Source organism: Hoylesella timonensis 4401737 = DSM 22865 = JCM 15640, from assembly GCF_000455445.1.
Classification (GTDB): domain Bacteria; phylum Bacteroidota; class Bacteroidia; order Bacteroidales; family Bacteroidaceae; genus Prevotella; species Prevotella timonensis.
This window is the reverse complement of the sequence record NZ_HG417099.1, coordinates 134,264-159,576: the sequence shown is the minus strand read 5'-3', so window position 1 is coordinate 159,576 and position 25,313 is coordinate 134,264. Positions and strand designations below refer to the sequence as shown.

Genomic DNA, 25,313 nt, shown 5'->3' with positions numbered 1-25,313 from the left:
AAATGATAAAAAAGGATGTAGTTCCAAGAGGGCTACATCCTTTTACATCTTCAAGTTGAGAAATCTCAACTGCAAAGGAATCCTTAGAGATTAGGATTAATCTTTGACCATTCAGAGATTTCTGGAACGATGTTCAAAGTAACTAATTCGTCGCGCATCTTGCAAAGATGTTCGTAGCTTGCATCCAGCTTGGCGTTCTCCTCGTTGGTTCCTTGTGGAACTTCGTAGTGTGCGCCAGTCTTGTCGAGCGTCGTCTTCATTGCCATCATGATGTGGTTGTACTTGTCGGTGCTTACGTAGGTTCCTACAGGGAAACGGAATGGTTCGCCACCCATGACCGAGCGAATCATCTCAACAGAGAGGTAAGCAGGACTTTGGAATGAAGAACGTCCGCGAAGCTCAATAATCTTTGCACCGCCCTTGGTAACATCTTTCTTCATCTGTTCCCACTCTTCGTTAGAGAATTCTGGAGTACCGATGATTTCGGTCAATGGCTTGCCAGAGATGGTTACATGGCTACCAAATACTGCCATTTGCTCACCGTGTCCACCGTAAGTAGCAGCACCCTTTACCTCGGTCTGCATGACGTTGAACTTCTTAGCCAGTGCACTCTGCAAACGAGTAGAGTCAAGTGCTGCCAAGGTGGTTACCTGTGATGGTTTCAAACCAGAGTACAATAATGTTACCAAACCCGTCAAATCGGCAGGGTTAAAGATAATCACTACATGCTTTACGTCAGGGCAATATTTCTTAATATCCTTGCCAAGACCTTCTGCAATTTCACAGTTGCCTTTCAATAAGTCTTCGCGGGTCATGCCAGCCTTGCGAGGAGCACCACCAGAAGAGATAATGTATTTAGCATCGGTGAAAGCCTCTTTCACATCTGTTGTAGCAACGATGTTTACTGCATCGAAACCACTTTGGCGCATTTCCTCTGCAACACCTTCTGGAGAGAATACGTCGTAGAGACAAATGTTGTTTGTAAGCCCCATGCTGAGGGCGGTTTGAACCATGTTAGAACCAATCATCCCGGCTGCGCCGACGATGGTTAATTTTTCGTTTGTCAAAAATGCCATAAATTATTATATATTTAAAATGTACTAAAAATTTCTTTCGCTTTAGTTGAGCACAAAGTTACTAAAAACTAAATGAATATGAGTTTTATTTTCTTTTTTTTAATGCTTATTAAGCCTTGAATCGACAATCAGCATTGTCAAGCATTTCTGATACAATGAGATTCTTCGAAATTTTTGTTCCCGTCATCCATAGCGTTACTCATACGGTAAACAAGTCTTTCCTTTTTTTTTCTAATGTTTTCATTCTATCGTATTTTGTGGCTATCTTTTCAAAAACCTCATATGAAAATATGATGCCTCTGAAGAATAACTTTTTTTTAGTCATGAGCTTATAATTCGGAATTTTTATCTATATTTGTAATACATTAAAATGGATGGCAATGAAGACAGAAATAGCAGAGCGATTAAGTAGGTTGCGCAAAGTAATGAAACGCGAACATTTAGGCGCATTTATTTTTCCCAGTACCGATGCACACAATAGTGAATATGTACCCAACCATTGGAAAGGACGTGAATGGATTTCTGGATTTGACGGTTCGGCAGGTGTAGCTGTGGTCACCCAAACCAGTGCTGCCTTATGGACCGATTCACGTTATTTCATTGCGGCTGAAGTGCAGTTGAAGCATACCGAATATCAACTCATGCGGATAGGATTGCCAGATACACCTTCGATAGCTCAATGGATTGGACAAGAACTGCAGCAAACCGACTTCACCGAAGTGGGGATGGACGGCTTCGTAAACACTAAAGCCTTTGTACAGCAAATGGTTAACGACTTACGAAAAGAAGGCGGCATCACCCTCAGAACAAACTTTGACCCACTTGCCCAGATTTGGAATGACCGACCTGCGATACCCAAGAACAAAGTGGAGATACATCCCTTGCAATATGCTGGTGAATCCACAAGCAGTAAATTGAAACGTATCAGAAAAGCCTTACGTCTACAACATGCGGACGGTACCATGCTTTCAGCACTTGATGATATTGCATGGACGCTCAATTTGCGTGGCACCGATGTACACTGCAATCCTGTATTCGTTGCTTATCTTCTGATATCTACGCATGCAGCCGTGTTGTATATCGACCCGGAAAAGTTGACAGAGGAAGTACAATCTTATTTGAAAGCTGAAGGTGTGTCCACTCGTTCGTATGATGAGGTTACGCAGGCGGGTAGGCATTACCCCGATTATACAATATTGTTAGATGCGGAACAATTGAACGCACACATTTTCTCGGTGTTTCAAAAACAACATGTAATCACAGCTCCCTCACCCGTTCCTGCCATGAAAGCCGTGAAGAATAAAACAGAGATTGCTGGTTTTAAGGCAGCGATGGAGCGTGATGGCGTCGCCATGGTCAAATTCTTACAGTGGCTTAAGCCAGCGGTTGAGGCTGGTGGACAAACCGAGATTTCGTTAGATGAGAAGTTGACCGCCTTACGTGCCGAGCAGGAATTGTATCGTGGACTCTCCTTTGATACCATTGTAGGCTACGAGGCACATGGAGCTATTGTGCATTATGAAGCCACGCCAGAGACCGACATTCCTGTACAGCCCAAAGGATTAGTGCTGATAGATAGTGGAGCGCAATATCTTGACGGTACCACCGATATTACGCGGACTATTGCTTTGGGACCGATTACTGAAGAGCAACGCCGTGTGTACACATTGGTACTCAAAGGACATATCCAGTTAGAGCTGTGCAAGTTTCCTTCAGGTGCCAGTGGCACACAGTTGGATGCGCTGGCTCGGCAAGCCATGTGGCGTGAAGGGATGAACTTTATGCACGGCACAGGGCATGGCGTGGGGAGCTATCTGAATGTGCATGAGGGACCTCACCAAATTCGAATGGAATACAAGCCAGCTCCCTTGCGTGCAGGCATGACTGTTACAGACGAACCAGGACTGTATTTAGAAGGCAAGTTTGGCGTGCGCATCGAGAACACATTGCTCATCACACCTTATATGAAAACCGCTTTCGGTGAGTTTCTACAATTCGAATCTTTAACGCTTGCTCCCATTGATACCACACCTATTATTATAGAGATGTTGTTGCCTGAGGAGCGGAACTGGCTTAATGCGTATCACGAACAAGTATTCCAACGTTTGTCACCCTATCTCTCGGATAAGGAAAATAATTGGCTGCGAGAGGCTACGCAAGCCATTTAAGAAGAGGATAGACTTGTGGGAACGTCCTATAAATGAGCAGGATAAGTTCGTTTTTCTCAATAAACAACCTTTCTTAAACAAAAGAGCCGTGCTTGCAAAAGTAAAATGTGCGCTAAAAACTTGTACGTTTCACAAATAAGTCGTAATTTTGCAGCCGCATTTCGTAACGAGATGTAAAAATGAATTAACTATAACATTAAATATTAAAAACAAAAGCATGATTATTGTACCCGTAAAAGATGGTGAGAATATCGAAAGAGCTTTGAAGCGTTTTAAAAGAAAGTTCGATAAGACAGGTGTTATTAAAGAGTTACGCGCACGTCAGCAATACGACAAGCCTTCTGTGTTGAGGCGCTTGAAGATGGAGCGTGCCATCTACGTACAAAAATTGCGCGACGCTGAAGAATAAAAACTTCAGATTCTTTTGGTAGTTTCAATTATTTTCCGTATATTCGTTGCGTATAACAATTGATTTAACGGATAGTTGAGCATCATGAATGTGTTTACGTCCTGGATAATCAATGATTTTACCTCCGTGGTGTAAGCAAGTGATGACGATGATAAAAGAGTTCTTGGACTACCTGCGATTTGAGAAAAATCGCTCCGCGCTAACCGTGAAGAATTACGGAAAAGACCTTATGGCCTTTGAAGAGTTCTTTCGTTTTTTGGAACCCCAACTCTCTTGGGAGTCGATAGACTCAAACATCATCCGTGACTGGATGGAGAGTATGATGGATAGAGGAAACAATGCCACGTCAATCAATAGGAGATTGAGTGCTTTGCGTTCCTTTTATCGTTTTGCCTTAACTCGAGGTCTCGTCGATAAAGATCCTACCATCACAATAGTGGGTCCTAAGAAAAAAAACCTTTGCCCCAGTTCGTCAAAGAATCCGAGATGGATGCTCTTTTAGACTTCAAACTGGAAGGAACTCAATATAAAGATGTGTTGGCACACACATTGGTAGAAACCTTTTACTGCACTGGCATGCGTTTGGCAGAGTTGATAGGGCTGGATGATGCGTCTGTTGATTTCACTCATCAGAATCTGAAGGTCTTAGGAAAACGAAATAAAGAACGCTACATACCGTTTGGTGCGGAATTAAAGGAGTCGCTGCAGTACTATATTTCGATTCGCGATGAACAAGTGCAACGACAATCAATGGCTTTCTTTGTGGATAAAGACGGGCGTCGTTTGACACATAATCAGGTGCGTTGCGCAGTGAGTAAATGTCTGTCTTCTGTTACTACTTTAAAAAAGCGTACACCCCATGTATTGAGACACACCTTTGCTACAGCGATGATGAACCACGGAGCAGGATTGGAGAGTGTGCAACAACTGCTGGGACATCAAAGTCTCACAACGACGGAAGTGTATACCCATACAACTTTCGAGCAGCTGAAGCGTGTTTATATGAAAGCTCATCCCCGAGCTTAACCTTTAAAACTTGGAGGTAATTATGGAAATAAAAATTCAATCAATTCGCTTTGATGCAACCGAGAAATTAGAGGCCTTCGTAGAGAAAAAAGTAGGCAAGTTAGAAAAATCTTTAGAAGACATTCAGAGAGTAGAGGTACAGCTCAAGGTCATCAAGCCAGCCACGGCAATGAATAAGGAAACAAGCCTTACCGTGGTAGTGCCAGGAGCCACCTTGTTTGTGGATAAAACCTGCGACACATTCGAAGAGGGGATTGACCTCTGTGTTGATGCAATGCGGGTTAAAATCCAAAAATTCAAAGAAAAATCTCGCTCGTTCTAAAAAAAAATAGAAAAAGTTTTGGCGGTTTAAAAAATATCCCTATCTTTGCAGCCGTTTTACGACACGTCTTAAAAGCTTCAGCCAAACGGCTGCATAGATTTGCCTCTTTAGCTCAGTTGGCCAGAGCACGTGATTTGTAATCTCGGGGTCGTTGGTTCGAATCCGACAAGAGGCTCTCCAGCTAAAAAGAGACAAGTTCGTAAAAACAAAGGGTAGTTACCAGAGTGGCCAAATGGGGCAGACTGTAAATCTGCTGTCTTTCGACTTCGGTGGTTCGAATCCATCACTACCCACTCCAGTAGAAGTTTTTGCGGAAATAGCTCAGTTGATAGAGCACTAGCCTTCCAAGCTGGGGGTCGCGGGTTTGAGTCCCGTTTTCCGCTCTCACTGCTGTAATAGCTCAGTGGTAGAGCACTTCCTTGGTAAGGAAGAGGTCCTGAGTTCAACTCTCAGTTACAGCTCTACTTCGGTTCTATTTTATAGATCCTTTGTAGAAAAACAGATATAACAAGATAATTCATTTATATAAATAAAAAAAGTAAAGCTATGGCTAAAGAAGAATTCGTACGTACCAAACCGCACGTTAATATTGGTACAATTGGTCACGTAGACCACGGAAAGACTACTTTGACAGCTGCCATTTCTAAGACTCTTCACGATAAGGGCTTTGGTAGTGAAAGTGTAAGTTCGTTCGATCAGATTGATAACGCTCCTGAGGAGAAAGAGCGTGGTATTACCATTAACTCTTCACATATTGAGTATGAAACAGCGAAGCGTCACTATGCACACGTAGACTGCCCTGGACACGCCGACTATGTAAAGAACATGGTTACTGGTGCTGCACAGATGGACGGTTCTATCTTGGTAGTAGCTGCTACAGACGGTCCTATGCCTCAGACACGTGAGCACGTGCTTTTGGCTCGTCAGGTAAACGTTCCTCGTTTGGTTGTTTTCTTGAACAAGTGTGACTTGGTAGACGATGAGGAGATGATGGAACTTGTAGAAATGGAGCTCCATGAACTTCTTGAGCAGTATGATTTCGAAGAGGATACTCCTATTGTACGTGGTTCTGCACTGGGTGCTTTGAACGGCGTAGATAAGTGGGTTGACAGCGTGATGACTCTGATGGATACCGTTGATGAATGGATTCAGGAGCCTGAGCGTGATTTGGACAAACCATTCTTGATGCCTGTTGAGGACGTGTTCTCTATCACAGGTCGTGGTACGGTTGTAACAGGTCGTATTGAGACAGGTAAAGTAAAGGTTGGTGACGAAATCCAGTTGCTCGGTCTTGGTGAAGACAAGAAGTCTGTTGTTACAGGCGTTGAGATGTTCCGCAAGATTCTTTCTGAAGGTGAAGCTGGTGACAACGTAGGTTTGTTGCTCCGTGGTATTGACAAGGATGAAGTTAAACGTGGTATGGTTGTTGTACACCCAGGAGCGATTACTCCTCACGATCACTTCAAGGCTTCTATCTATGTATTGAAGAAAGAAGAAGGTGGACGTCACACTCCATTCGGAAACAAATATCGTCCTCAGTTCTATCTTCGTACCATGGACTGTACAGGTGAAATCACTTTGCCAGAGGGCGTAGAAATGGTTATGCCTGGCGATAACGTAGAAATCGAAGTTAAACTGATTTACAAGGTTGCTTTGAATGAAGGTCTTCGTTTCGCTATCCGTGAAGGTGGCCGTACCGTAGGTTCTGGTCAGATTACAAAGATTTTGGACGACGTTCAGTAATTGAAGATACGGGATTGAATCGTTTGACGATTCATTCCCTTTTCATAACAGTTCCCGTAATAGCGGTTGCGGGAACTTCTTTTACGGGTTTAGCTCAGTTGGTAGAGCACTGGTCTCCAAAACCAGGTGTCGAGAGTTCGAGTCTTTCAACCCGTGCAAAATAAAAGATAATATGTTTAAGAAGATCGTAAATTATTGCAAGGCATGTTATGATGAACTTGCGCATAAAACAACTTGGCCAACGAGTCGAGAACTAACACACAGTGCAGTGGTTGTATTATCTGCTTCCCTTGTCATTGCATTGGTGGTGTTCTGTATGGACTGGTGCTTCCAGCATCTAATGGGCATTGTTTATCCAGGTTAAATCGTTAAGAAATGGCTGATACAAAAATGAATTGGTATGTACTGCGTGCTGTCAGTGGAAAAGAAGCTAAGCTGAAAGAATACATCGAAGCTGAAATGAAACACAACACGTTGCTACAACAGCATGTCTCTCAAATATTGATTCCAATGGAGAAACATGCCACTTTGCGTAACGGCAAAAGAGTAGAAAAGGAGAAAATAAGTCTCCCTGGCTATATCTTTGTAGAGGCTTCCCTGGTTGGCGATGTGGCGCATACCTTGCGCTTTATGCCTAATTGCTTAGGATTCTTAGGTGGCTTGGATAATCCGTCACCTGTTCCTCAGTCCGAAATCAATCGAATGCTTGGTGATGTCGAAGAGACCGAAATAACGAACGATGTAGAAGTTCCTTATGAGGTTGATGAGGTTGTCACCGTTACCGACGGTCCTTTTAGTGGCTTTAGTGGCGTCATCGAAGAGGTGAATGTCGAAAAGCATAAACTGAAAGTCATGGTAAAGATATTTGGTCGAAAGACTCCATTGGAGTTAAGTTTTATGCAAGTGCAAAAAGAGGTTTAACGACTTTGTTACGGGGTTAGACTTTCTTTTTTATATTTTTCAATTTTAATATTAACAAAAAATGGCAAAAGAAGTAGCTGGATTAATCAAATTACAGATTAAAGGTGGTGCTGCGAATCCTTCTCCACCAGTAGGACCTGCTTTGGGTTCTAAGGGTATTAATATCATGGGATTTTGCAAAGAGTTCAATGCCAGAACCCAGGATAAAGCAGGGAAGATTATTCCTGTTGTTATCACTTACTATACTGACAAGTCATTTAGCTTTGTTCTCAAAACTCCTCCTGCAGCTGTTCAGTTGAAGGAGGCTGCAAAGGTGAAAACCGCTTCTGCACAGCCAAATCGTCAAAAGGTAGCGAGCGTTACTTGGGATCAAGTACGCACTATCGCTGAAGATAAAATGACTGATTTGAACTGTTTTACAGTTGAGAGCGCTATGAAACTTGTGGCAGGTACTGCTCGCAGTATGGGTATCACAGTAAAAGGGGACTTCCCTGGAAAATAAATTTAAACTTCAATTAAAAAATGAGTAAACTGACAAAAAATCAGAAATCAGTAGCTGATAAGGTTGAAGCAGGGAAGGCATACACATTAAAAGAAGCTTCAGAATTGGTGAAGGAAATTACTACCACCAAGTTTGATGCCTCTCTTGATATTGATATGCGTTTAGGCGTAGACCCACGAAAAGCGAACCAGATGGTGAGAGGTGTCGTTACACTTCCTCATGGAACTGGTAAAGTTACTCGTGTGCTATGTCTCTGTACTCCTGACCAAGAGGCTGCTGCGAAAGAAGCTGGCGCTGACTACGTTGGTCTTGACGAATACATCGAAAAGATCAAAGGTGGATGGACGGATATAGACGTGATTATTACGATGCCATCTTGTATGGGTAAAGTTGGTCCTTTAGGTCGTGTACTTGGACCACGTGGCTTGATGCCTAACCCCAAGAGTGGAACGGTGACGATGGATGTTGCTAAGGCAGTGAAAGAAATCAAATCAGGTAAAATTGATTTTAAGGTTGATAAGTCTGGTATTATTCATACCTCTATCGGCAAAATCAGCATGACTCCTGAGCAGATTTATGATAACGCAAAAGAGTTTGTCTCTACCGTTATCAAGTTAAAACCAACTGCTGCTAAAGGTACATATCTCAAGAGTATCTTTATTTCAAGCACTATGAGTAAGGGTATCAAGATTGATCCTAAATCAGTTGAATAACTCTAAAAGTTTTGTAAAATGAAGAAAGAAATAAAAGATACTATCATTGTAGAATTAGGCGAGAAACTGAAGGAGTATCCTCATTTTTACTTAGTAGATGTTACTGGGTTGAATGCAGAGGCTACCTCTCAGCTACGTCGGAAGTGTTTTAAGAATGAAGTGAAGATGGTTGTAGTTAAAAATACACTTCTTCGCAAAGCTCTTGACGCATCTGATGTTGATTTCGAACCTTTATATGACTGCTTAGTGGGAAGCACTGCTGTGATGTTTGCACAGACAGCAAACGTACCTGCCAAGCTGCTGAAGGAATATGATAAGCAAGATTTTCCTGCACTGAAGGCAGCTTATGCTGAGGAAAGCGTATATATTGGTGCTGATAAGCTGGCAGAGTTGGCCGCATTGAAGAGCAAGAACGAAGTTATCGCAGAGATTGTTGCATTGCTGCAATCACCCGCAAAGAATGTTGTTTCTGCACTTCAATCTGGTGGTAATACCATTCATGGTGTACTCCAAACATTGGGAGAACGTCCAGAATAAATTATTCCGTTGACTCTTCCTGTTGATGTGTAGAGTCATCTACCAAAAGTCAAATCAAATAAAGAATTAAAAATAAATTAAATTTAGAATAAAATGGCAGATATTAAAGCTATTGCTGAAGAATTAGTAAATTTGACAGTTAAAGAAGTAAACGAGTTGGCAACAGTCCTCAAGGACGAGTATGGTATTGAGCCTGCTGCAGCAGCTGTTGCTGTAGCTGCTGGTCCTGCTGCTGGTGGTGCAGCTGGTGCAGCTGAAGAGAAGACGTCTTTTGACGTTGTATTGACCGAAGTTGGAGCTACCAAGCTTCAGGTTGTTAAGGCTGTAAAAGAAGCTTGTGGTCTTGGCTTGAAGGAAGCTAAAGATCTTGTTGACGGTGCTCCTGCAACCATCAAGGAAGGCTTGTCTAAGGAAGAAGCTGAGAACTTGAAGAAGGCCATCGAAGAGGCTGGTGCTAAGATTGAATTGAAGTAAATCTCTCTTTTAGGAGATGCGACAGCGTGAATAGTCGCATCTCCTAAACCCACTTATTATGATTACGGTTAGGATTTGTCCAGTAGGCGAATCCTGACCTTTTTGTGTCTTAAGACAACAAATTGTTAACGAGCAAAGGGGAGACTACTCCCACTGATTTTATTTATGGCTACAAAAAGTGTTGATAACAGAATTAATTTTGCAAGCGTGCATAATCCGGTACCTTATCCGGATTTTCTCGATGTGCAGTTAAAGTCCTTCAAGGATTTCTTACAGTTGGAAACTCCTCCGGAAGAACGCAAGAATGACGGTCTCTATAAGGTGTTCTCAGAGAACTTCCCTATTACCGATACAAGAAATAACTTCGTTCTTGAGTTCTTGGATTATTTTATAGATCCGCCCCGTTATTCTATTGATGAGTGTTTAGAGCGTGGGTTGACCTATAGCGTACCCTTGAAGGCCAAGATGAAGCTTTATTGTACAGATCCAGATCACGAGGATTTTGGTACGTTTATACAGGATGTATTCCTTGGTACTATTCCTTACATGACGGACAATGGTACATTTGTTATCAACGGAGCCGAACGTGTGGTTGTTTCTCAATTGCATCGCTCGCCAGGTGTCTTCTTCGGACAAGGCGTCCATGCCAATGGTACTACCCTTTATTCTGCTCGTATTATCCCATTTAAGGGCTCTTGGATTGAGTTTGCTACAGACATAAACAATGTGATGTATGCTTACATTGATCGAAAGAAAAAATTACCCGTTACTACCTTACTGCGTGCCATAGGCTACGAATCAGATAAGGACATTCTTCAGATTTTCGACCTTGCCGAGGAGGTGAAGGTGAATAAGAAGAATATGAAAGCTTCGATTGGTCGCCGTTTGGCTGCTCGCGTTTTGAAAAGCTGGAATGAAGACTTCGTAGACGAAGATACAGGCGAAGTTGTATCTATTGAGCGAAATGAGGTCATCATGGAGCGCGAAACAGAAATTACGGAAGATAATGTGGCAGACATTATAGACAGTGGTGCATCTACCATTTTATTACACCGTGATTCTGAATTGGCTAACAAGTTTGCGATTATTTTCAATACGTTATCGAAAGATCCTTCCAATTCAGAGAAGGAGGCTGTTAATTATATCTATCGCCAACTTCGCAATGCCGATCCTGCCGATGATGCCAGTGCAAGAGAGGTCTTTAACAATCTTTTCTTTTCAGATAAACGCTACGATTTAGGTGAAGTAGGTCGCTATCGTATCAATAAGAAATTAGGTCTTGAAACGGATATGGATATCCGTGTTTTGACGAAAGATGATATCATCGAGATTATCAAATATTTGATACAGTTGGTTAACTCAAATGCAACGGTTGATGATATTGACCACTTGTCAAACCGCCGTGTGCGCACCGTTGGTGAACAGCTATCCAACCAGTTCTCTGTAGGCTTGGCTCGTATGAGCAGAACCATTCGTGAGCGCATGAACGTTCGCGATAATGAGGTCTTTACACCTACTGACTTAATCAATGCCAAAACCATAACCAGTGTAATCAATTCGTTCTTTGGAACTAATCCTTTGTCACAGTTCATGGACCAGACGAACCCCTTGGCAGAGGTAACACACAAACGTCGTTTGTCTGCATTGGGACCTGGTGGCTTGTCTCGTGAGCGAGCTGGCTTCGAAGTTCGTGACGTTCACTATACACACTATGGTCGTTTGTGTCCAATTGAGAGTCCTGAAGGACCGAATATTGGTTTGATTTCCTCCCTATGTATCTATGCAAAGATTAATGATCTTGGCTTTATCGTCACCCCTTATCGAAAGGTGAAGAATGCCAAGGTAGATATGAATAACGACCATATCGTTTTCATGACTGCAGAGGAAGAGGAGGACTTGATTGTTGGACAAGGAAATGCACCATTGCGTCCAGATGGTTCGTTTATCCGTGATTACGTGAAATGCCGTCAAGATGCAGATTATCCTGTGGTAGATCCTGACCAGGTTGCACTGGTAGACGTCTCTCCACAGCAGATTGCTTCCGTATCCGCAGGGTTAATTCCTTTCTTAGAGCATGATGATGGACACCGCGCATTGATGGGATGTAATATGATGCGTCAGGCTGTTCCTTTGCTCCATAACGATGCTCCTATCGTTGGTACGGGCTTAGAGAAACAGGTATGTGAAGATTCACGTACGATGATAACAGCAGAAGGCAATGGTGTCGTGGAATATGTAGATGCTACTACGATACGTATTCTCTACGATCGGACAGAAGACGAGGAATTTGTAAGTTTCGAACCTGCATTGAAAGAATATCGCATTCCAAAGTTCCGACGCACTAACCAAAATATGACCATAGACCTTCGTCCTATTTGCAATAAAGGGCAACGTGTCAAAGCTGGTGATATTTTAACAGAAGGATATGCTACGGAAAATGGCGAATTGGCACTCGGTAGAAATCTTCTGGTGGCTTACATGCCTTGGAAAGGATATAACTACGAGGATGCCATCGTGATTTCTGAACGGGTAGTTCGTGACGATGTGCTGACATCTGTACACGTAGATGAATATTCTCTGGATGTTCGTGAAACCAAACGAGGTATGGAGGAATTCACCAGCGATATTCCTAATGTCAGTGAAGAATCAACCAAAGATTTGGACGAAAATGGTGTCATCCGTGTTGGCGCAAGGGTGGAGCCAGGAGATATTTTGATTGGTAAGATTTCTCCAAAGGGAGAGAGTGATCCTTCACCAGAAGAAAAGCTGTTACGCGCTATCTTTGGCGACAAGGCTGGCGATGTAAAAGACTCTTCTTTGAAAGCCAATCCTTCGCTGAGTGGTGTGGTTATCGACAAGAAACTTTTCAGCCGTGCCATTAAAACAAGGGAATCAAAGAAACATGACAAGGTTATCTTAGCTAAAATTGATGAAGAGTACGAAGCTAAGAATAATGACCTGAAAGATATATTGGTTGACAAACTCCTTACGTTGACCGAAGACAAAAAGTCACAAGGAGTTAAAGACTATACGGGTGCTGAAATCATTACGAAGGGAAGTAGCTTCACCGCTGCTGCTTTGAAAAACTTAGAGTATGATGGCATACAGTCGAATGATTGGACCGATGATGAGCATACCAATAAGCTCATTCAAGCCTTAATCATGAACTATATCCGTAAATATAAAATGTTAGATGCCGAGCTGAAGCGTCGTAAGTTTGCTATTTCGATTGGAGATGAGCTACCTTCTGGCGTGTTGCAAATGGCAAAAGTTTATATTGCGAAGAAACGTAAGATTAGTGTCGGAGACAAATTGGCTGGTCGACATGGAAACAAGGGTATCGTATCAAAGATAGTACGTGCTGAGGATATGCCGTTCTTAGAAGATGGTCGTCCAGTAGACTTGGTACTCAACCCATTGGGCGTGCCTTCTCGAATGAACCTCGGTCAGATTTTCGAAGCGATTCTTGGTGCAGCCGGATTGAAGTTGGGCGTCAAGTTTGCTACTCCGATTTTCGATGGCGCAAAACTTGAAGACCTGTCTGAATGGACCGAGAAAGCGGGGTTACCTCACTTGTGCTCTACTCACCTCTACGATGGTGAGACAGGAGAGAAGTTTGATCAACCAGCTACCGTAGGTATTACTTACTTCTTGAAGCTCGGTCACATGGTTGAAGACAAAATGCACTCACGCTCAATAGGCCCTTATTCATTGATTACCCAACAGCCACTTGGTGGTAAAGCACAATTTGGTGGACAACGTTTCGGTGAGATGGAGGTATGGGCACTTGAGGCCTTTGGCGCCAGCCACGTATTACAGGAGATTTTGACAGTTAAGTCTGATGATACTGTAGGACGTAGCAAGGCATACGAGGCTATCGTGAAGGGTGATGGAATGCCAACACCAGGAATTCCAGAATCGTTGAACGTGCTGCTGCATGAATTGCGTGGACTCGGATTGAGTGTGAAACTCGATTAATTTTTCCTACATTGTATTCACACAATAAAGATATAGAACATGGCTTTTAAGAAAGATACAAAAATAAAAAAAATTTTACCAAGATAACCATTAGCTTGGCATCTCCTGAGGAAATTCTCGAAAATTCGTATGGTGAGGTGACAAAACCCGAAACCATCAATTATCGAACCTACAAGCCTGAGCGTGATGGCCTTTTCTGTGAGCGCATTTTTGGACCAACGAAGGACTATGAGTGTGCTTGTGGTAAATACAAACGAATTCGCTATAAAGGGATTGTCTGCGATCGATGTGGAGTTGAGGTGACCGAGAAGAAGGTTCGTCGTGAGCGTTCGGGTCATATCGAGCTGGTTGTTCCTGTTGCCCATATTTGGTATTTCCGTTCATTACCCAACAAGATAGGTTATCTATTGGGAATGCCCACAAAAAAACTTGATTCCGTTATCTACTACGAGAAGTATGTCGTTATCAAGCCTGGTGTCATGGAAGGACGCAAGGATGGCGATGGTATAGAGATGAACGGCTCTCATGTAATGGATTTACTGACAGAAGATGAATATTTAGATATTCTTGATCATCAGTTAGATCCTAACAATGACCGCTTAGATGATGCCGACCCCAATAAGTTTATCGCTAAGATGGGTGCCGAGGCTGTGTATGATTTGTTGGCTAACTTGGATTTGGATTCAATTTCATATGAATTGCGCGATCGGGCGAACAATGACACAAGTCAGCAGCGTAAAACGGAAGCCTTGAAACGTTTACAGGTAGTAGAAGCTTTCCGTCAGAGCAAAGATATCAACCGTCCAGAATGGATGATTCTAAAGATAGTACCAGTCATTCCACCCGAGCTTCGTCCGCTGGTTCCGTTGGATGGTGGACGCTTTGCCACCTCAGACTTGAACGACCTCTATCGTCGTGTTATCATTCGTAATAATCGCTTGAAGAGACTCATGGAAATCAAAGCTCCTGAGGTGATTTTACGTAATGAGAAGCGTATGTTGCAAGAGGCTGTCGACTCTCTGTTTGATAATTCTCGCAAGAGTAGTGCGGTGAAGAGTGAGAGCAACCGTCCTTTGAAATCTTTGTCTGATTCTCTCAAGGGTAAAGCAGGACGCTTCCGCCAAAATCTTCTTGGTAAGCGTGTAGACTATTCGGCGCGTTCGGTAATTGTGGTTGGTCCAGAATTGAAGATGGGCGAGTGCGGTTTGCCTAAATTGATGGCTGCCGAACTGTACAAACCATTTGTGATTCGCAAGCTCATTGAGCGTGGCATCGTGAAGACTGTGAAGAGTGCCAAGAAGATAGTTGACCGACGTGAGCCTGTGATTTGGGACATTTTAGAGAATGTGATGAAAGGACATCCCGTTCTGTTGAACCGTGCTCCTACTTTGCACCGCTTGGGAATCCAAGCATTCCAACCCAAACTTATTGAGGGTAAAGCTATTCAGTTGCATCCGTTGGCTTGTACAGCGTTCAATGCAGACTTCGATGGTGACCAAATGGCGGTTCACCTTCCTTTAAGCAACGAGGCGATTCTCGAGGCTCAAATACTGATGCTTCAGAGTCATAACATCCTCAACCCAGCCAACGGTGCTCCTATCACTGTTCCGTCACAGGATATGGTGTTAGGCTTGTATTATATTACTAAAATTCGTCCAGGTGCAAAGGGTGAAGGTCTTTCGTTCTATGGTCCTGAAGAAGCAATTATTGCCTACAACGAAAAGAAGTGCGACTTACATGCGCGTGTCAAAGTAGTGGTGAAGGACTTGGTGGATGGTAAGTTGCAAGACCGTGTGGTAGAAACCTCCGTGGGTCGTGTTATTGTGAATGGTATCATTCCCGATGAAGTGGGCTACTTCAACGACATCATTTCTAAGAAGACTTTGCGCACCATTATTGCAGATGTAATTAAGGTTGTTGGTATGGCTCGCGCATGCGAATTCCTCGATGGTATCAAGAACTTAGGTTATCGCATGGCGTATGTTGCAGGTTTGTCTTTCAACCTTGATGATATTATCATTCCTGAAAGTAAAGTGGGAATAGTGAAGAAAGGGCAGGACGAAGTCAACCAAATCAAAGCTAACTATGAAATGGGATTCATTACCGACACCGAGCGTTACAATCAGGTGATTGATGCTTGGACTCATGTGAATAATGAGTTGGGTGATGTCCTCATGAAAGAGATGACCGAAAACGACCAAGGTTTTAACGCTGTCTACATGATGCTTGATTCAGGAGCTCGTGGTTCTAAGGACCAGATTAAGCAGCTCTCGGGTATGCGTGGTTTGATGGCTAAACCACAAAAGGCAGGAGCAGAGGGACAACAGATTATTGAAAATCCTATTCTCTCCAACTTTAAGGAAGGTATGTCAGTGCTCGAGTATTTTATTTCCTCACACGGTGCTCGAAAAGGTTTGGCTGATACGGCTATGAAGACAGCCGATGCTGGATACTTGACACGTCGATTGGTGGATGTTTCTCATGATGTCATCATCAACGAGGAAGACTGTGGAACTTTAAGAGGACTTATCTGTACGGCTTTGAAGAGTGGTGATGAAATTATCTCAACACTCTATGAGCGAATCTTAGGTCGTGTATCCGTTCATGATATCATACATCCAACAACGGGCGAACTTATTGTTGCTGCTGGTGAAGAGATCACAGAAGAGAAGGCACGACTCATTGACGAGTCTCCTATTGAGAGCGTAGAGATTCGTTCGGTCTTGACTTGTGAAAGTAAGCATGGCGTTTGTAAGAAATGCTACGGACGAAACTTGGCAACGGCGCGCATGGTACAGAAAGGCGAGGCAGTTGGTGTGATTGCTGCACAGGCTATTGGTGAGCCAGGTACACAGTTGACACTTCGAACCTTCCACGCTGGTGGTGTGGCAGGTAACGCAGCTGCCAATGCTTCTATTGTTGCTAAAAATGATTGCAAAATTGAGTTTGACGAGTTGCGTACTGTTCCTTATGTAGAGAACGATGGAGTGAAAGATGTTAAATGCTTGAAGGTTGTTAGTCGTCTGGCAGAAATTCGTTTCATCGATCCTCATACCGATATTGTGCTTAGTACGATGAACGTTCCTTATGGAAGTTCGTTGTATTATAAGCATGGTGATACCGTTGAGAAGGGAACGCTTATTGCAAAATGGGACCCATTCAATGCTGTCATCGTTTCAGAATACGAAGGTAAGTTGAAGTTCAATGACGTGGTTGCTGGAAAAACTTATCACGCTGAGACGGACGATACTACAGGTTTGACCGAAAAGATTATCAGTGATTCTAAGGATAAGTCTTTGGTTCCTACTTGTGATATTATCGGAGAGAAGGGCGAGGTGCTTGGCACCTATAACTTCCCAGTAGGTGGTCACGTGGTAGTTGAAGACGGTGCTGAAATTAAGACGGGTCAAACGATGGTGAAGATACCACGTGCCGTTGGAGGTGCGGGTGACATTACTGGTGGTCTTCCTCGTGTCACAGAGTTGTTCGAGGCTCGTAACCCCTCTAACCCTGCTGTCGTTTCTGAAATTGATGGCGAGGTTACCATGGGTAAGGTAAAGCGTGGAAACCGCGAAATCATTGTCACCTCTAAGACGGGTGAGCAGAAGAAGTATCTTGTTTCTTTGAGTAAACAGATTTTGGTTCAAGAACATGATGCGGTACGAGCAGGTACGCCATTGTCTGATGGTGTCATCACTCCGAATGACATTCTTGCAATTAAGGGGCCAACCGCTGTACAAGAGTATATTGTGAATGAGGTACAAGACGTTTATCGTCTGCAGGGTGTGAAAATCAATGATAAGCACTTCGAAATTATTGTACGTCAGATGATGCGTAAGGTTCAAATTAACGAACCTGGCGACACTACATTCTTGGAGCAAGAGTTAGTCGATAAGCTTGATTTTGCAGAAGAGAATGATCGCATTTGGGGCAAGAAAGTGGTGACCAATGCCGGAGATAGTGAAGTGTTGAAGGTGGGTCAAATCGTGACTGCTCGTAAGCTACGCGATGAAAACTCTTCGTTGAAGCGTCGTGACTTACACTTGGTGGAAGTTCGAGATGCTGTTCCAGCAACTTCAACTCAGATTCTGCAAGGTATCACTCGTGCTGCGTTACAAACCAAGAGCTTTATGAGTGCAGCATCGTTCCAGGAAACGATAAAGGTACTCAATGAAGCTGCTATCCATGCCAAAGTTGACTATCTGGAAGGTATGAAAGAGAATGTAATCTGCGGACACTTAATACCTGCCGGAACTGGACTTCGTCAGTGGGAGAAGCTCATCGTTGGCTCGAAAGAAGAATATGAGCGCATTGAGGCTAATCGCAAGAATGTACTCGATTTCTCCGAATAATTTGGTGAGGTAGCATTGCGGCACAGGCTGTATGCACTACCAAGAAAACTATATAAGGGAGGTGGATCACTAATAATGATGCACCTCCTTTTTACTTTTTATATGAGGTAGATTTTCACAATCTCGCTCTATTTTGAACCTAATCATCGAGTTGCTCTGTTTTCTACCCTAAATTTAGTATCTTTGCATCAACGTATGTTGACTGTTATTTGATAATGGGGAAAATAAAAATAGTGAAAGGCGAGTTCGCCAAACAACTCTCATTGCAGATAGCTCCTGCTATCAAGGCTGGCTTTCCAAGTCCAGCAGAAGATTATTTACAAGACAGGATTGACTTTAATCGGGATTTGATAAAACATCCCGAAGCTACGTTCTATGGGCGTGTGTCGGGCGACTCCATGATAGGAGTAGGCATCTATGACGGTGATATCGCCGTGATTGATCGGGCTGAAGAACCAAAGGATAAAGATATTGTCGTGGCTTATGTGAATGGCGAGTTTACCTTAAAATTCTTGAATACAGCGCATGCCCAGGAGGGATATATCGAATTGATGCCTGCCAATGAGAATTTTAAGCCCATTAAGGTTGTCAATGATGACGATTTTGAAATATGGGGCGTTGTTACCTTTGTCATCAAGAATTGTAAAAACCTCAATGTATTACGCGATTTGTGATTGTGACAGCTGTTATGTGAGTTGTGAGCGCGTGTTCCGCCCCGACCTCAAACATAAGCCCGTTGTTGTGTTAAGCAACAACGATGGATGCGTTGTAGCCCGCAGTAAGGAAGCTAAACGGATGGGAATACCAGCTGGCATGCCCTATTATCAACTCAAGGAGCAATATCCTGATAATGAGATTGCCGTTTTTTCCAGCAATTACGAATTATATGGTGAACTTACGGCACGAGTGATGCAGCTCATTCGAGAGGCGTCACCTCAGAGTTTCCGATATTCCATCGATGAGTGTTTCTGTGTCTTGCCCGATATGAGTTTTACAGATTTGAAACAGTGGGGCGAGTCTTTGTGTCATCGCATACTAAAATATACGGGAATGCCTATTAGTATTGGGATAGCGCATACTAAGACTTTGGCAAAAATGGCAAGTCATTATGCGAAGAAATACGAGGGGTATCAGCATTGTTGTATCATTGACACAGATGAGAAACGGACAAAAGCGCTGCAACAATATCCTATTAGTGAGGTGTGGGGTATCGGGCGTCGCCATGCCACGAAATTAGAATCCATGGGCATTCATTCGGCTTATGATTTTGCCATGCATGACAAGTCGTGGATACGTTCACTTTTTACGGTGGTTGGCATGCGCACTTGGCAGGAGCTTTGGGGAGAGGATTGTGTGCCAATAGATGAGATGACGCATAAGAAAAGTATCTGTACCAGTAGAAGCTTTACTGGTATGTTGGCGGAGTATGATGCTGTGCGTACCCACATTGCCAACTTTGCCGCACGGTGTGCGTATAAACTTCGGCAGCAACAATCTGTTGCTTCTGTGGTGAGTGTCTTTGTACACACCAATCGTTTCCGTGAAGATTTGGATCAGTATTGGAATTCCACTTCTGTACAGTTGCTCACTCCTTCAAATTCCACACAGGTCATTGTGCAGGCGGCAGCGCAAGGGTTACAACACATTTTCGCCAGTGGATATCAATACAAGAAAGCTGGAGTTGTGGTTATGGGACTTCAGTCGGATGCTGCGATACAAACTAATTTCTTGGATTTCCACGCTACTCAAATGGAAAAGCACATCAAATTAGATCAAGCTGTAGATCGTCTGAACAAACTCATGGGTACGGAAACCGTTAAACTGGGAGCTCAGCAGTACAAGCAAAAACAACAAAACGGCAAGGCTATAGTGTTTGCAGATGCGATACAGCATGTTTTTAAGAGCAAAAATCCAACCACTCGTTGGAGCGACATCATGGAGTTGAAATAGTTTGAAAATCAACCACTTATCCTTCGTCAGATTGTAAGCATGAGTTAACCTCCTTAACCCATGCACTTAACGCTCCAATCTTCATGGGTTAAGCCCCTTATCTCCATGGGTTAATTTTGATACCTCAATCTCATTGTATTTTCTGTCTATTTCTCCATTCCTAAAACTTACACGTGCGTATATTCAAACTGCAAATAGTGCAATGTAAAATTTGGGTAATTAGAGTTTTTTATGTACTTTCGCAATAAAGAGCGAAAGATGTTGGGCAAGACTAATCCGAAAGGAGTATAAGACGTATCACGCATAGCTCCTTGAACACAGTGAGTGGCTTGATGTGTCACCCTATAAAAAGGTTTTAATTTTCTTCCAAACCAAAAATAACTATCCTTGCATTTAATCACTCTTTGCAGAATGGATGTTCGCTTGTAAAAACAATATATGATAAGTAAATCCCTAAAGGCAAAACCTTTTATCAAATGGGTTGGAGGTAAAACTCAATTGATAGACCAAATAGATAAGCAGCTCCCAATTGATTTTGACAATTGGGAAAATGTAACGTACATAGAACCTTTTATAGGTGGAGGGGCAATGCTTTTTTATATGCTGAGGCAGCATCCAAATATTAAACGGGCTGTAATCAACGACATTAATTCAGACTTGATTACTTGCTACAAAACAGTCCGTGACAATGTAGAGCAGTTGATTCCTGACTTACGGGAAATACAAGGGCAATATTACTCTTTGCGCAACATGGCGGCTAAACGTGAGATGTTTATGACTGTTCGCCAACGATACAATGAGAAAAACTTGACCAGATAGAGAACACTACAAAAATTGCATGAAAAAAGGGACTCAAGAATATCAAGTAATAGAAGCTTTAAGAAAAGAAGGTGGGTTTGCAACTCTTCGCAGACTTAACGAAATTGTTGATTTTTCGTCATGGAAAACAAAAACACCAGAAGCTTCAGTAAGGAGAATAGTTCAAAATAGCCAATCTATTTTTAGAATACAATCGGGGCTTTGGGCTTTGGAAGATTGTCGAAAAGTAGTTCTTAAAAAGTTTAATATAAAAGAAGGAGACAAATATAGTGAAGAGCAATTTAGTCATGGATATTATCAAGGCTTGCTCGTTGAAATTGGAAAATATAGGAACAAGAAGACTTATATTCCGTCACAAGATAAGAATAGAATGTTTCTTGACAAGCACTTATGTGAAGTCGCTGATACCTATACTATCCCCTCTTTTACCTATGATTATTTGTTGAGAAAGGCAAGGACTGTAGATGTAATATGGTTCAACGAACGTGAAATGCCTTCTGATTTTTATGAAGTTGAGCATACGACAGACATTAAGAATTCGTTATCCAAGTTTTATGAGTTGCAGGATTTCTTCTCTAATTTCTATATAGTGGCAGATATATGCCGCAAAAAAGAGTTCTACGACAAGATAAATGCTTCTATGTTTAACGACATAAAGTCTCGTGTGCAATTTATAGATTATGAAAGAGTAGTCGCTATGCACACGGGCTTGAAATGTGTAAATATGAATAATTGGCAAATTATTTAACTATGAATGAATATGTTTTTTATACAACAGAAGGAACAACGTTACCCCCTGATAAAGATGAAGATGTTGATAATTGTCAAATATTAGGATTCGTTGAAGCCAAGAACAATTCTGAAGCGATGGATTTGTTACTCACAAATAATCCATGGATTATTGAAACAGGTTTTTCTATGAGAGAAATTATGGTAAAGCAAGTTTTAACAACAGAACAAATAAGAGACATTCAAACTATTGTCGATTATAATTGGACAGACGAAGAGAAACATTATGAAGAATATTGTGAATATCCCAAGAAGCATATATTTGAAGTGCTAAAACGATTAAAGCAAATATGTACATCTCTTTAAGCTTCAAAGGGAGTTTGATTTCAAATTCGACATGATATTTGCGGATCGTCCTTACTTCTTATCTGGAGGAGGCATTAGCTACCAAAGTGGAAAAGTCGTGTGTGTGGATAAGGGAGATTGGGACAAACCTGTTACTTCTGAAGAGTTAGATACATTTAATTTGCGTTGGTTGACGGCAGTTCGTGAACACATGAAGGACAATGCTACCATCTGGATTTCTGGAACTCACCATAATATTTTCAGTGTGCAGCAACAACTGTTAAAATTGGGCTTCAAGGTGTTGAATATCATTACATGGGCGAAAACAAATCCACCGCCTAACATATCTTGTCGTGACTTTACTTTCTCAACAGAGTTTATTATTTGGGCTCGTAAATCTCCTAAGGTACCCCATTATTTTAATTATGCCTTGATGAAAAAGCTGAATGGAGATAAACAGATGACAGACGTGTGGCAATTACCTTCAATAGGAAAGTGGGAAAAATCGTGCGGTAAGCATCCTACTCAAAAGCCTTTGGGTGTATTGGTTAGAATTATTCAGGCGAGTTCTGAGCCTCATTCGTGGATTCTCGATCCTTTTAGTGGTAGTGGTACTACGGGTATTGCTGCAAATCTGTTAGGCAGAAACTATCTTGGTTTGGAAAAGGATGAAGACTTTTTGCTCATGAGTAAAAAACGAAGAGAGGAAATGGAAAATCCGAGTGTCCGATTTAATTATCTGAAACATTTAGAGCAAAATGGAATGATATCTCAATCAGAGGATTTTCTTTTATCGGACAGTTCTGTATTACAATACGGAATCCCTTGGCTATAAATACGTAAAGTTGGTATTGGATGGTGTAACCGTTACATATTGGTTTTGTGGGTATAACACCCCACCCCCTTCGATAGGGAGTGGAGGAAAGCTATAAACACTTAGCGCATATGGTTTGTGATGCCAATAATGAGTCATGCTATGTCGTGGATTTCTTCCTGACTTTAAATTTGTCAAATCCTAATCCATAAACGCCAATGACCGAACTTTGAGATACGAAGGCAGCAGGATCTATTTCGTCAATGGTTTGGAATATCATCGCTGATTCGGTTTGTTTGGCTAATACGAATAACATTTTAATGTCGCGTCCTGAATAGAAACCATTGGCATTGATGGTGGTACATCCTCGTGGCACTTGAGTGTTGATGGCACTCCCAATCTCTTTGTATTTATCTGAAATAATGAAAAACTGGACAGAACGTCGACTCATGTTCACTACCTTGTCTACACAAGCGGAGGAAACGATGAGAACTACGTACCCATATAATACTTGCTGCCAGTCATGTAACACCAAGTAACTCGAGGTAATAATAGATATGTCGCAACACAAAATAATCTTGCCTAAGGAGATGTCATGATATTTGTGAATCATTGCGGCAATGACATCCGTTCCGCCTGTGCTACCATTGCAGGAGAGTCCCAATCCAACGCTACTACCCAAGAGCACTCCGCCTAACACCGCCGCCATAAAAGGTTCATCACGAATAATGGCTTGGTCATTAGTTAGATGTCTCATGAGCGAAACAAATAGTGAGAAAACAATGGCGGCATAAATGGTCTTCAGGCAGAAACGCCAACCTAAAATCTTTAGTGCAAAAGAAAGCAGAAATGCGTTGAACGCTAAATAACTTAGTTCTACAGGGATGTTCATTCCCCAGAACAACACAGAGGAGATTCCTGCAATTCCTCCAATTCCAATATGATTGGGTAATAGAAAAACCGTCCATCCAATACTGCCGATGAGCATGGCTAAGGTCAAAATAATATAATCTTTTAGCTCTGTTGACTTTTTTCTCTGCATGACTACTTATTTTATTGTGCAAAAAATAATTGTTATCTTATTTATTAGAAATATGGTGCAAAGTTACAAAAAAGTTGTTTATCTTTTCGGTAATTGCCATCTAAAAACAAGTTATTGCTTTGTTCAATGAAGTGGTGGTTCTCCGCGATACCTCTTTGCTCTGTATTATCAATTCCGCGGACGTATGAGAGGAGCTTGAATGCTAATAAAACGTCAATGGTGTGATAAAAAGCTCGTGTTGTTAGGGAAATTGAAAAAATATGTCTAAATTTGAATGCTCATTATATTAACGATTAAATAAATAAAAAATGGAAGAGAATAATCAACCACAAGGTTTGCAGCTTGAGTTATCCCCAGATGTTGCGGAAGGTAAGTATGCCAATTTGGTTTTAATATCACATTCAAACACAGAATTTGTTTTAGACTTTACCAGTATGTTACCTGGTTTGCCGAAGCCACAGGTCGTTAGTAGGGTGGTGATGGCTCCCGAGCATGCTAAACGTCTTCTATTGGCTTTACAAGAAAACATGTACAAATACGAGCAACAGTTTGGTAAAGTATTATTGCCCGAAGCTGCAGGTAAAACCATAGCTCCTTTCGATAAGCATAAGGGAGAGGCGTAGCCCATTGAGTTTTGAGGACTTACCAAGTAGATGTACTTTGATGGACATCCTTATTTCATACATTGCATTGTTGTGGTAAGCGTCAATAAACGCCTAATTTAGCAAGTCAAAAGTTATTTTTAGTTAAAAATAGAGAACTCGTAAAAAACAGAAACATACTTAGTAGGTGGTATTCATATTTTTTTGTACCTTTGCAGCCCGAAAAGGCTTATTTTGTCTTGTCGTAAAAGATGGAATGCCTGAATCGCACTGTTTTGATAATATACAAATAAATATATAAATAAAAAAGTAAAATTATGCCTACTATTTCACAATTAGTAAGAAAAGGCAGACGTGTGATTGAAGAGACGAGTAAGTCACCAGCGTTGGACAATTGTCCTCAGCGTCGTGGTGTCTGTGTTCGTGTTTATACAACCACACCTAAGAAGCCTAATTCAGCAATGCGTAAAGTTGCTCGTGTACGTTTGACCAATCAAAAGGAAGTGAACTCTTACATTCCTGGAGAGGGACACAATTTGCAAGAGCACAGTATTGTGTTGGTTCGTGGAGGTCGTGTTAAAGACCTTCCAGGTGTTCGTTATCATATTGTACGTGGTACATTGGATACGGCAGGTGTAGCGAATCGTACACAGCGTCGTTCTAAGTACGGTGCAAAACGTCCTAAGGCTGCAAAGAAGTAAACACGGCAGCAGCGGGTTTCTAAATCACCGAGTTCTGCAGTTGGTAAGAATGTAGCAGATACATAACTTCAGAACGTGAGGTGCAAAAAG

20 protein-coding genes, 5 tRNA genes and 3 pseudogenes are annotated in these 25,313 nt (G+C 42.1%); 26 read left to right on the top strand and 2 right to left on the bottom strand.

The genetic code is table 11. The features are described 5' to 3' along the window. Positions 1 to 83: 83 nt before the first annotated feature. Positions 84 to 1,076, bottom strand: a complete 993-nt coding sequence (locus BN35_RS10630; protein ID WP_025071447.1) for a malate dehydrogenase — start codon at positions 1,074 to 1,076, stop codon at positions 84 to 86. Between the two features lie 374 nt (positions 1,077 to 1,450). Between BN35_RS10630 and BN35_RS10625 the strand changes: the two genes are divergently transcribed. The 24 genes and pseudogenes from BN35_RS10625 to BN35_RS10515 all read left to right on the top strand — a co-directional run bounded on the left by BN35_RS10625 (position 1,451) and on the right by BN35_RS10515 (position 22,899). Further along, on the top strand, positions 1,451 to 3,244 hold the full coding sequence (locus BN35_RS10625; protein ID WP_374188032.1) for an aminopeptidase P family protein: 1,794 nt from the start codon (positions 1,451 to 1,453) through the stop codon (positions 3,242 to 3,244). A 217-nt stretch (positions 3,245 to 3,461) separates the two neighbouring features. After that, on the top strand, positions 3,462 to 3,653 hold the full coding sequence (gene rpsU / locus BN35_RS10620; protein ID WP_008122443.1) for a 30S ribosomal protein S21: 192 nt from the start codon (positions 3,462 to 3,464) through the stop codon (positions 3,651 to 3,653). Between the two features lie 142 nt (positions 3,654 to 3,795). Next, positions 3,796 to 4,679, top strand: a pseudogene (locus BN35_RS10615) (tyrosine-type recombinase/integrase). 22 nt (positions 4,680 to 4,701) lie between these two features. Beyond that, positions 4,702 to 5,001 carry a ribosome hibernation-promoting factor, HPF/YfiA family gene (gene hpf, locus BN35_RS10610; protein WP_008122438.1) on the top strand — a complete coding sequence of 100 codons (300 nt, stop codon included), beginning with the start codon at positions 4,702 to 4,704 and terminating at the stop codon, positions 4,999 to 5,001. A 101-nt stretch (positions 5,002 to 5,102) separates the two neighbouring features. Beyond that, positions 5,103 to 5,176: transfer RNA gene (locus BN35_RS10605), tRNA-Thr, on the top strand. A 35-nt stretch (positions 5,177 to 5,211) separates the two neighbouring features. Then, a tRNA-Tyr gene (locus BN35_RS10600) sits at positions 5,212 to 5,294 on the top strand. 17 nt (positions 5,295 to 5,311) lie between these two features. Further along, positions 5,312 to 5,384: transfer RNA gene (locus BN35_RS10595), tRNA-Gly, on the top strand. A gap of 6 nt (positions 5,385 to 5,390) precedes the next feature. Continuing rightward, positions 5,391 to 5,462 (top strand) — tRNA-Thr (locus tag BN35_RS10590). An 85-nt stretch (positions 5,463 to 5,547) separates the two neighbouring features. Beyond that, entirely contained in the window at positions 5,548 to 6,744 is a 1,197-nt protein-coding gene (gene tuf / locus BN35_RS10585; protein ID WP_025071449.1) for an elongation factor Tu, read from the top strand. Between the two features lie 83 nt (positions 6,745 to 6,827). Continuing rightward, positions 6,828 to 6,900: transfer RNA gene (locus BN35_RS10580), tRNA-Trp, on the top strand. A gap of 16 nt (positions 6,901 to 6,916) precedes the next feature. Further along, positions 6,917 to 7,108, top strand: a complete 192-nt coding sequence (gene secE, locus BN35_RS13255; RefSeq protein ID WP_081411409.1) for a preprotein translocase subunit SecE — start codon at positions 6,917 to 6,919, stop codon at positions 7,106 to 7,108. 11 nt (positions 7,109 to 7,119) lie between these two features. Continuing rightward, positions 7,120 to 7,665 carry a transcription termination/antitermination protein NusG gene (nusG, locus tag BN35_RS10575; RefSeq protein WP_025071450.1) on the top strand — a complete coding sequence of 182 codons (546 nt, stop codon included), beginning with the start codon at positions 7,120 to 7,122 and terminating at the stop codon, positions 7,663 to 7,665. A gap of 61 nt (positions 7,666 to 7,726) precedes the next feature. Continuing rightward, the gene (rplK, locus tag BN35_RS10570) at positions 7,727 to 8,167 is read left to right on the top strand and encodes a 50S ribosomal protein L11 (RefSeq protein ID WP_008122432.1); all 441 of its coding nucleotides are present in this window, start codon (positions 7,727 to 7,729) and stop codon (positions 8,165 to 8,167) included. A 20-nt stretch (positions 8,168 to 8,187) separates the two neighbouring features. Beyond that, positions 8,188 to 8,880: a 50S ribosomal protein L1 gene (rplA, locus tag BN35_RS10565; protein WP_025071451.1), complete on the top strand. Its 693-nt coding sequence runs from the start codon at positions 8,188 to 8,190 to the stop codon at positions 8,878 to 8,880. A gap of 18 nt (positions 8,881 to 8,898) precedes the next feature. Beyond that, on the top strand, positions 8,899 to 9,417 hold the full coding sequence (gene rplJ, locus BN35_RS10560) for a 50S ribosomal protein L10 (protein ID WP_025071452.1): 519 nt from the start codon (positions 8,899 to 8,901) through the stop codon (positions 9,415 to 9,417). 93 nt (positions 9,418 to 9,510) lie between these two features. After that, positions 9,511 to 9,891 (top strand): 50S ribosomal protein L7/L12, encoded by a 381-nt coding sequence (gene rplL / locus BN35_RS10555; RefSeq protein ID WP_008122427.1) that lies wholly within the window; start codon positions 9,511 to 9,513, stop codon positions 9,889 to 9,891. 165 nt (positions 9,892 to 10,056) lie between these two features. Then, the gene (gene rpoB / locus BN35_RS10550) at positions 10,057 to 13,869 is read left to right on the top strand and encodes a DNA-directed RNA polymerase subunit beta (RefSeq protein ID WP_028900806.1); all 3,813 of its coding nucleotides are present in this window, start codon (positions 10,057 to 10,059) and stop codon (positions 13,867 to 13,869) included. A 39-nt stretch (positions 13,870 to 13,908) separates the two neighbouring features. Then, positions 13,909 to 18,221, top strand: a pseudogene (gene rpoC / locus BN35_RS10545) (DNA-directed RNA polymerase subunit beta'). A 215-nt stretch (positions 18,222 to 18,436) separates the two neighbouring features. Next, the gene (locus BN35_RS10540) at positions 18,437 to 18,895 is read left to right on the top strand and encodes a LexA family protein (RefSeq protein WP_025071454.1); all 459 of its coding nucleotides are present in this window, start codon (positions 18,437 to 18,439) and stop codon (positions 18,893 to 18,895) included. Continuing rightward, on the top strand, positions 18,876 to 20,171 hold the full coding sequence (locus BN35_RS10535) for a Y-family DNA polymerase (protein WP_025071455.1): 1,296 nt from the start codon (positions 18,876 to 18,878) through the stop codon (positions 20,169 to 20,171). Before BN35_RS10540 ends, BN35_RS10535 begins: the two co-directional genes overlap by 20 nt. Positions 20,172 to 20,609: 438 nt before the next feature. After that, positions 20,610 to 21,001, top strand: a pseudogene (locus tag BN35_RS10530) (DNA adenine methylase); the annotation flags it as partial. An 8-nt stretch (positions 21,002 to 21,009) separates the two neighbouring features. Beyond that, positions 21,010 to 21,738 (top strand): hypothetical protein, encoded by a 729-nt coding sequence (locus BN35_RS10525; RefSeq protein ID WP_025071457.1) that lies wholly within the window; start codon positions 21,010 to 21,012, stop codon positions 21,736 to 21,738. A gap of 2 nt (positions 21,739 to 21,740) precedes the next feature. Further along, positions 21,741 to 22,085, top strand: a complete 345-nt coding sequence (locus BN35_RS12860; RefSeq protein ID WP_051275167.1) for a hypothetical protein — start codon at positions 21,741 to 21,743, stop codon at positions 22,083 to 22,085. Between the two features lie 31 nt (positions 22,086 to 22,116). Continuing rightward, a complete protein-coding gene (locus BN35_RS10515) occupies positions 22,117 to 22,899 on the top strand; it encodes a DNA-methyltransferase (RefSeq protein WP_248616646.1) in 783 nt (260 codons plus the stop codon). Positions 22,900 to 23,038: 139 nt separating this feature from the next. Here the strand turns inward: BN35_RS10515 and BN35_RS10510 are convergent, their stop codons facing one another. Beyond that, on the bottom strand, positions 23,039 to 23,920 hold the full coding sequence (locus BN35_RS10510) for a YitT family protein (RefSeq protein WP_025071459.1): 882 nt from the start codon (positions 23,918 to 23,920) through the stop codon (positions 23,039 to 23,041). A gap of 308 nt (positions 23,921 to 24,228) precedes the next feature. Between BN35_RS10510 and BN35_RS10505 the strand changes: the two genes are divergently transcribed. Beyond that, on the top strand, positions 24,229 to 24,543 hold the full coding sequence (locus BN35_RS10505) for a DUF3467 domain-containing protein (RefSeq protein ID WP_025071460.1): 315 nt from the start codon (positions 24,229 to 24,231) through the stop codon (positions 24,541 to 24,543). Positions 24,544 to 24,839: 296 nt separating this feature from the next. Further along, on the top strand, positions 24,840 to 25,223 hold the full coding sequence (gene rpsL, locus BN35_RS10500; protein ID WP_025071461.1) for a 30S ribosomal protein S12: 384 nt from the start codon (positions 24,840 to 24,842) through the stop codon (positions 25,221 to 25,223). Positions 25,224 to 25,313: the final 90 nt, after the last annotated feature.

Excerpts from the sequence above, each read along its gene's own strand:
- BN35_RS10630 (WP_025071447.1), bottom strand. The coding sequence starts at position 1,076 with ATGGCATTTTTGACAAACGAAAAATTAACCATCGTCGGCGCAGCCGGG.
- BN35_RS10625 (WP_374188032.1), top strand. The coding sequence starts at position 1,451 with ATGGCAATGAAGACAGAAATAGCAGAGCGATTAAGTAGGTTGCGCAAA.
- rpsU (WP_008122443.1), top strand. The coding sequence starts at position 3,462 with ATGATTATTGTACCCGTAAAAGATGGTGAGAATATCGAAAGAGCTTTG.
- hpf (WP_008122438.1), top strand. The coding sequence starts at position 4,702 with ATGGAAATAAAAATTCAATCAATTCGCTTTGATGCAACCGAGAAATTA.
- tuf (WP_025071449.1), top strand. The coding sequence starts at position 5,548 with ATGGCTAAAGAAGAATTCGTACGTACCAAACCGCACGTTAATATTGGT.
- secE (WP_081411409.1), top strand. The coding sequence starts at position 6,917 with ATGTTTAAGAAGATCGTAAATTATTGCAAGGCATGTTATGATGAACTT.
- nusG (WP_025071450.1), top strand. The coding sequence starts at position 7,120 with ATGGCTGATACAAAAATGAATTGGTATGTACTGCGTGCTGTCAGTGGA.
- rplK (WP_008122432.1), top strand. The coding sequence starts at position 7,727 with ATGGCAAAAGAAGTAGCTGGATTAATCAAATTACAGATTAAAGGTGGT.
- rplA (WP_025071451.1), top strand. The coding sequence starts at position 8,188 with ATGAGTAAACTGACAAAAAATCAGAAATCAGTAGCTGATAAGGTTGAA.
- rplJ (WP_025071452.1), top strand. The coding sequence starts at position 8,899 with ATGAAGAAAGAAATAAAAGATACTATCATTGTAGAATTAGGCGAGAAA.
- rplL (WP_008122427.1), top strand. The coding sequence starts at position 9,511 with ATGGCAGATATTAAAGCTATTGCTGAAGAATTAGTAAATTTGACAGTT.
- rpoB (WP_028900806.1), top strand. The coding sequence starts at position 10,057 with ATGGCTACAAAAAGTGTTGATAACAGAATTAATTTTGCAAGCGTGCAT.
- BN35_RS10540 (WP_025071454.1), top strand. The coding sequence starts at position 18,437 with ATGGGGAAAATAAAAATAGTGAAAGGCGAGTTCGCCAAACAACTCTCA.
- BN35_RS10535 (WP_025071455.1), top strand. The coding sequence starts at position 18,876 with ATGTATTACGCGATTTGTGATTGTGACAGCTGTTATGTGAGTTGTGAG.
- BN35_RS10525 (WP_025071457.1), top strand. The coding sequence starts at position 21,010 with ATGAAAAAAGGGACTCAAGAATATCAAGTAATAGAAGCTTTAAGAAAA.
- BN35_RS12860 (WP_051275167.1), top strand. The coding sequence starts at position 21,741 with ATGAATGAATATGTTTTTTATACAACAGAAGGAACAACGTTACCCCCT.
- BN35_RS10515 (WP_248616646.1), top strand. The coding sequence starts at position 22,117 with ATGATATTTGCGGATCGTCCTTACTTCTTATCTGGAGGAGGCATTAGC.
- BN35_RS10510 (WP_025071459.1), bottom strand. The coding sequence starts at position 23,920 with ATGCAGAGAAAAAAGTCAACAGAGCTAAAAGATTATATTATTTTGACC.
- BN35_RS10505 (WP_025071460.1), top strand. The coding sequence starts at position 24,229 with ATGGAAGAGAATAATCAACCACAAGGTTTGCAGCTTGAGTTATCCCCA.
- rpsL (WP_025071461.1), top strand. The coding sequence starts at position 24,840 with ATGCCTACTATTTCACAATTAGTAAGAAAAGGCAGACGTGTGATTGAA.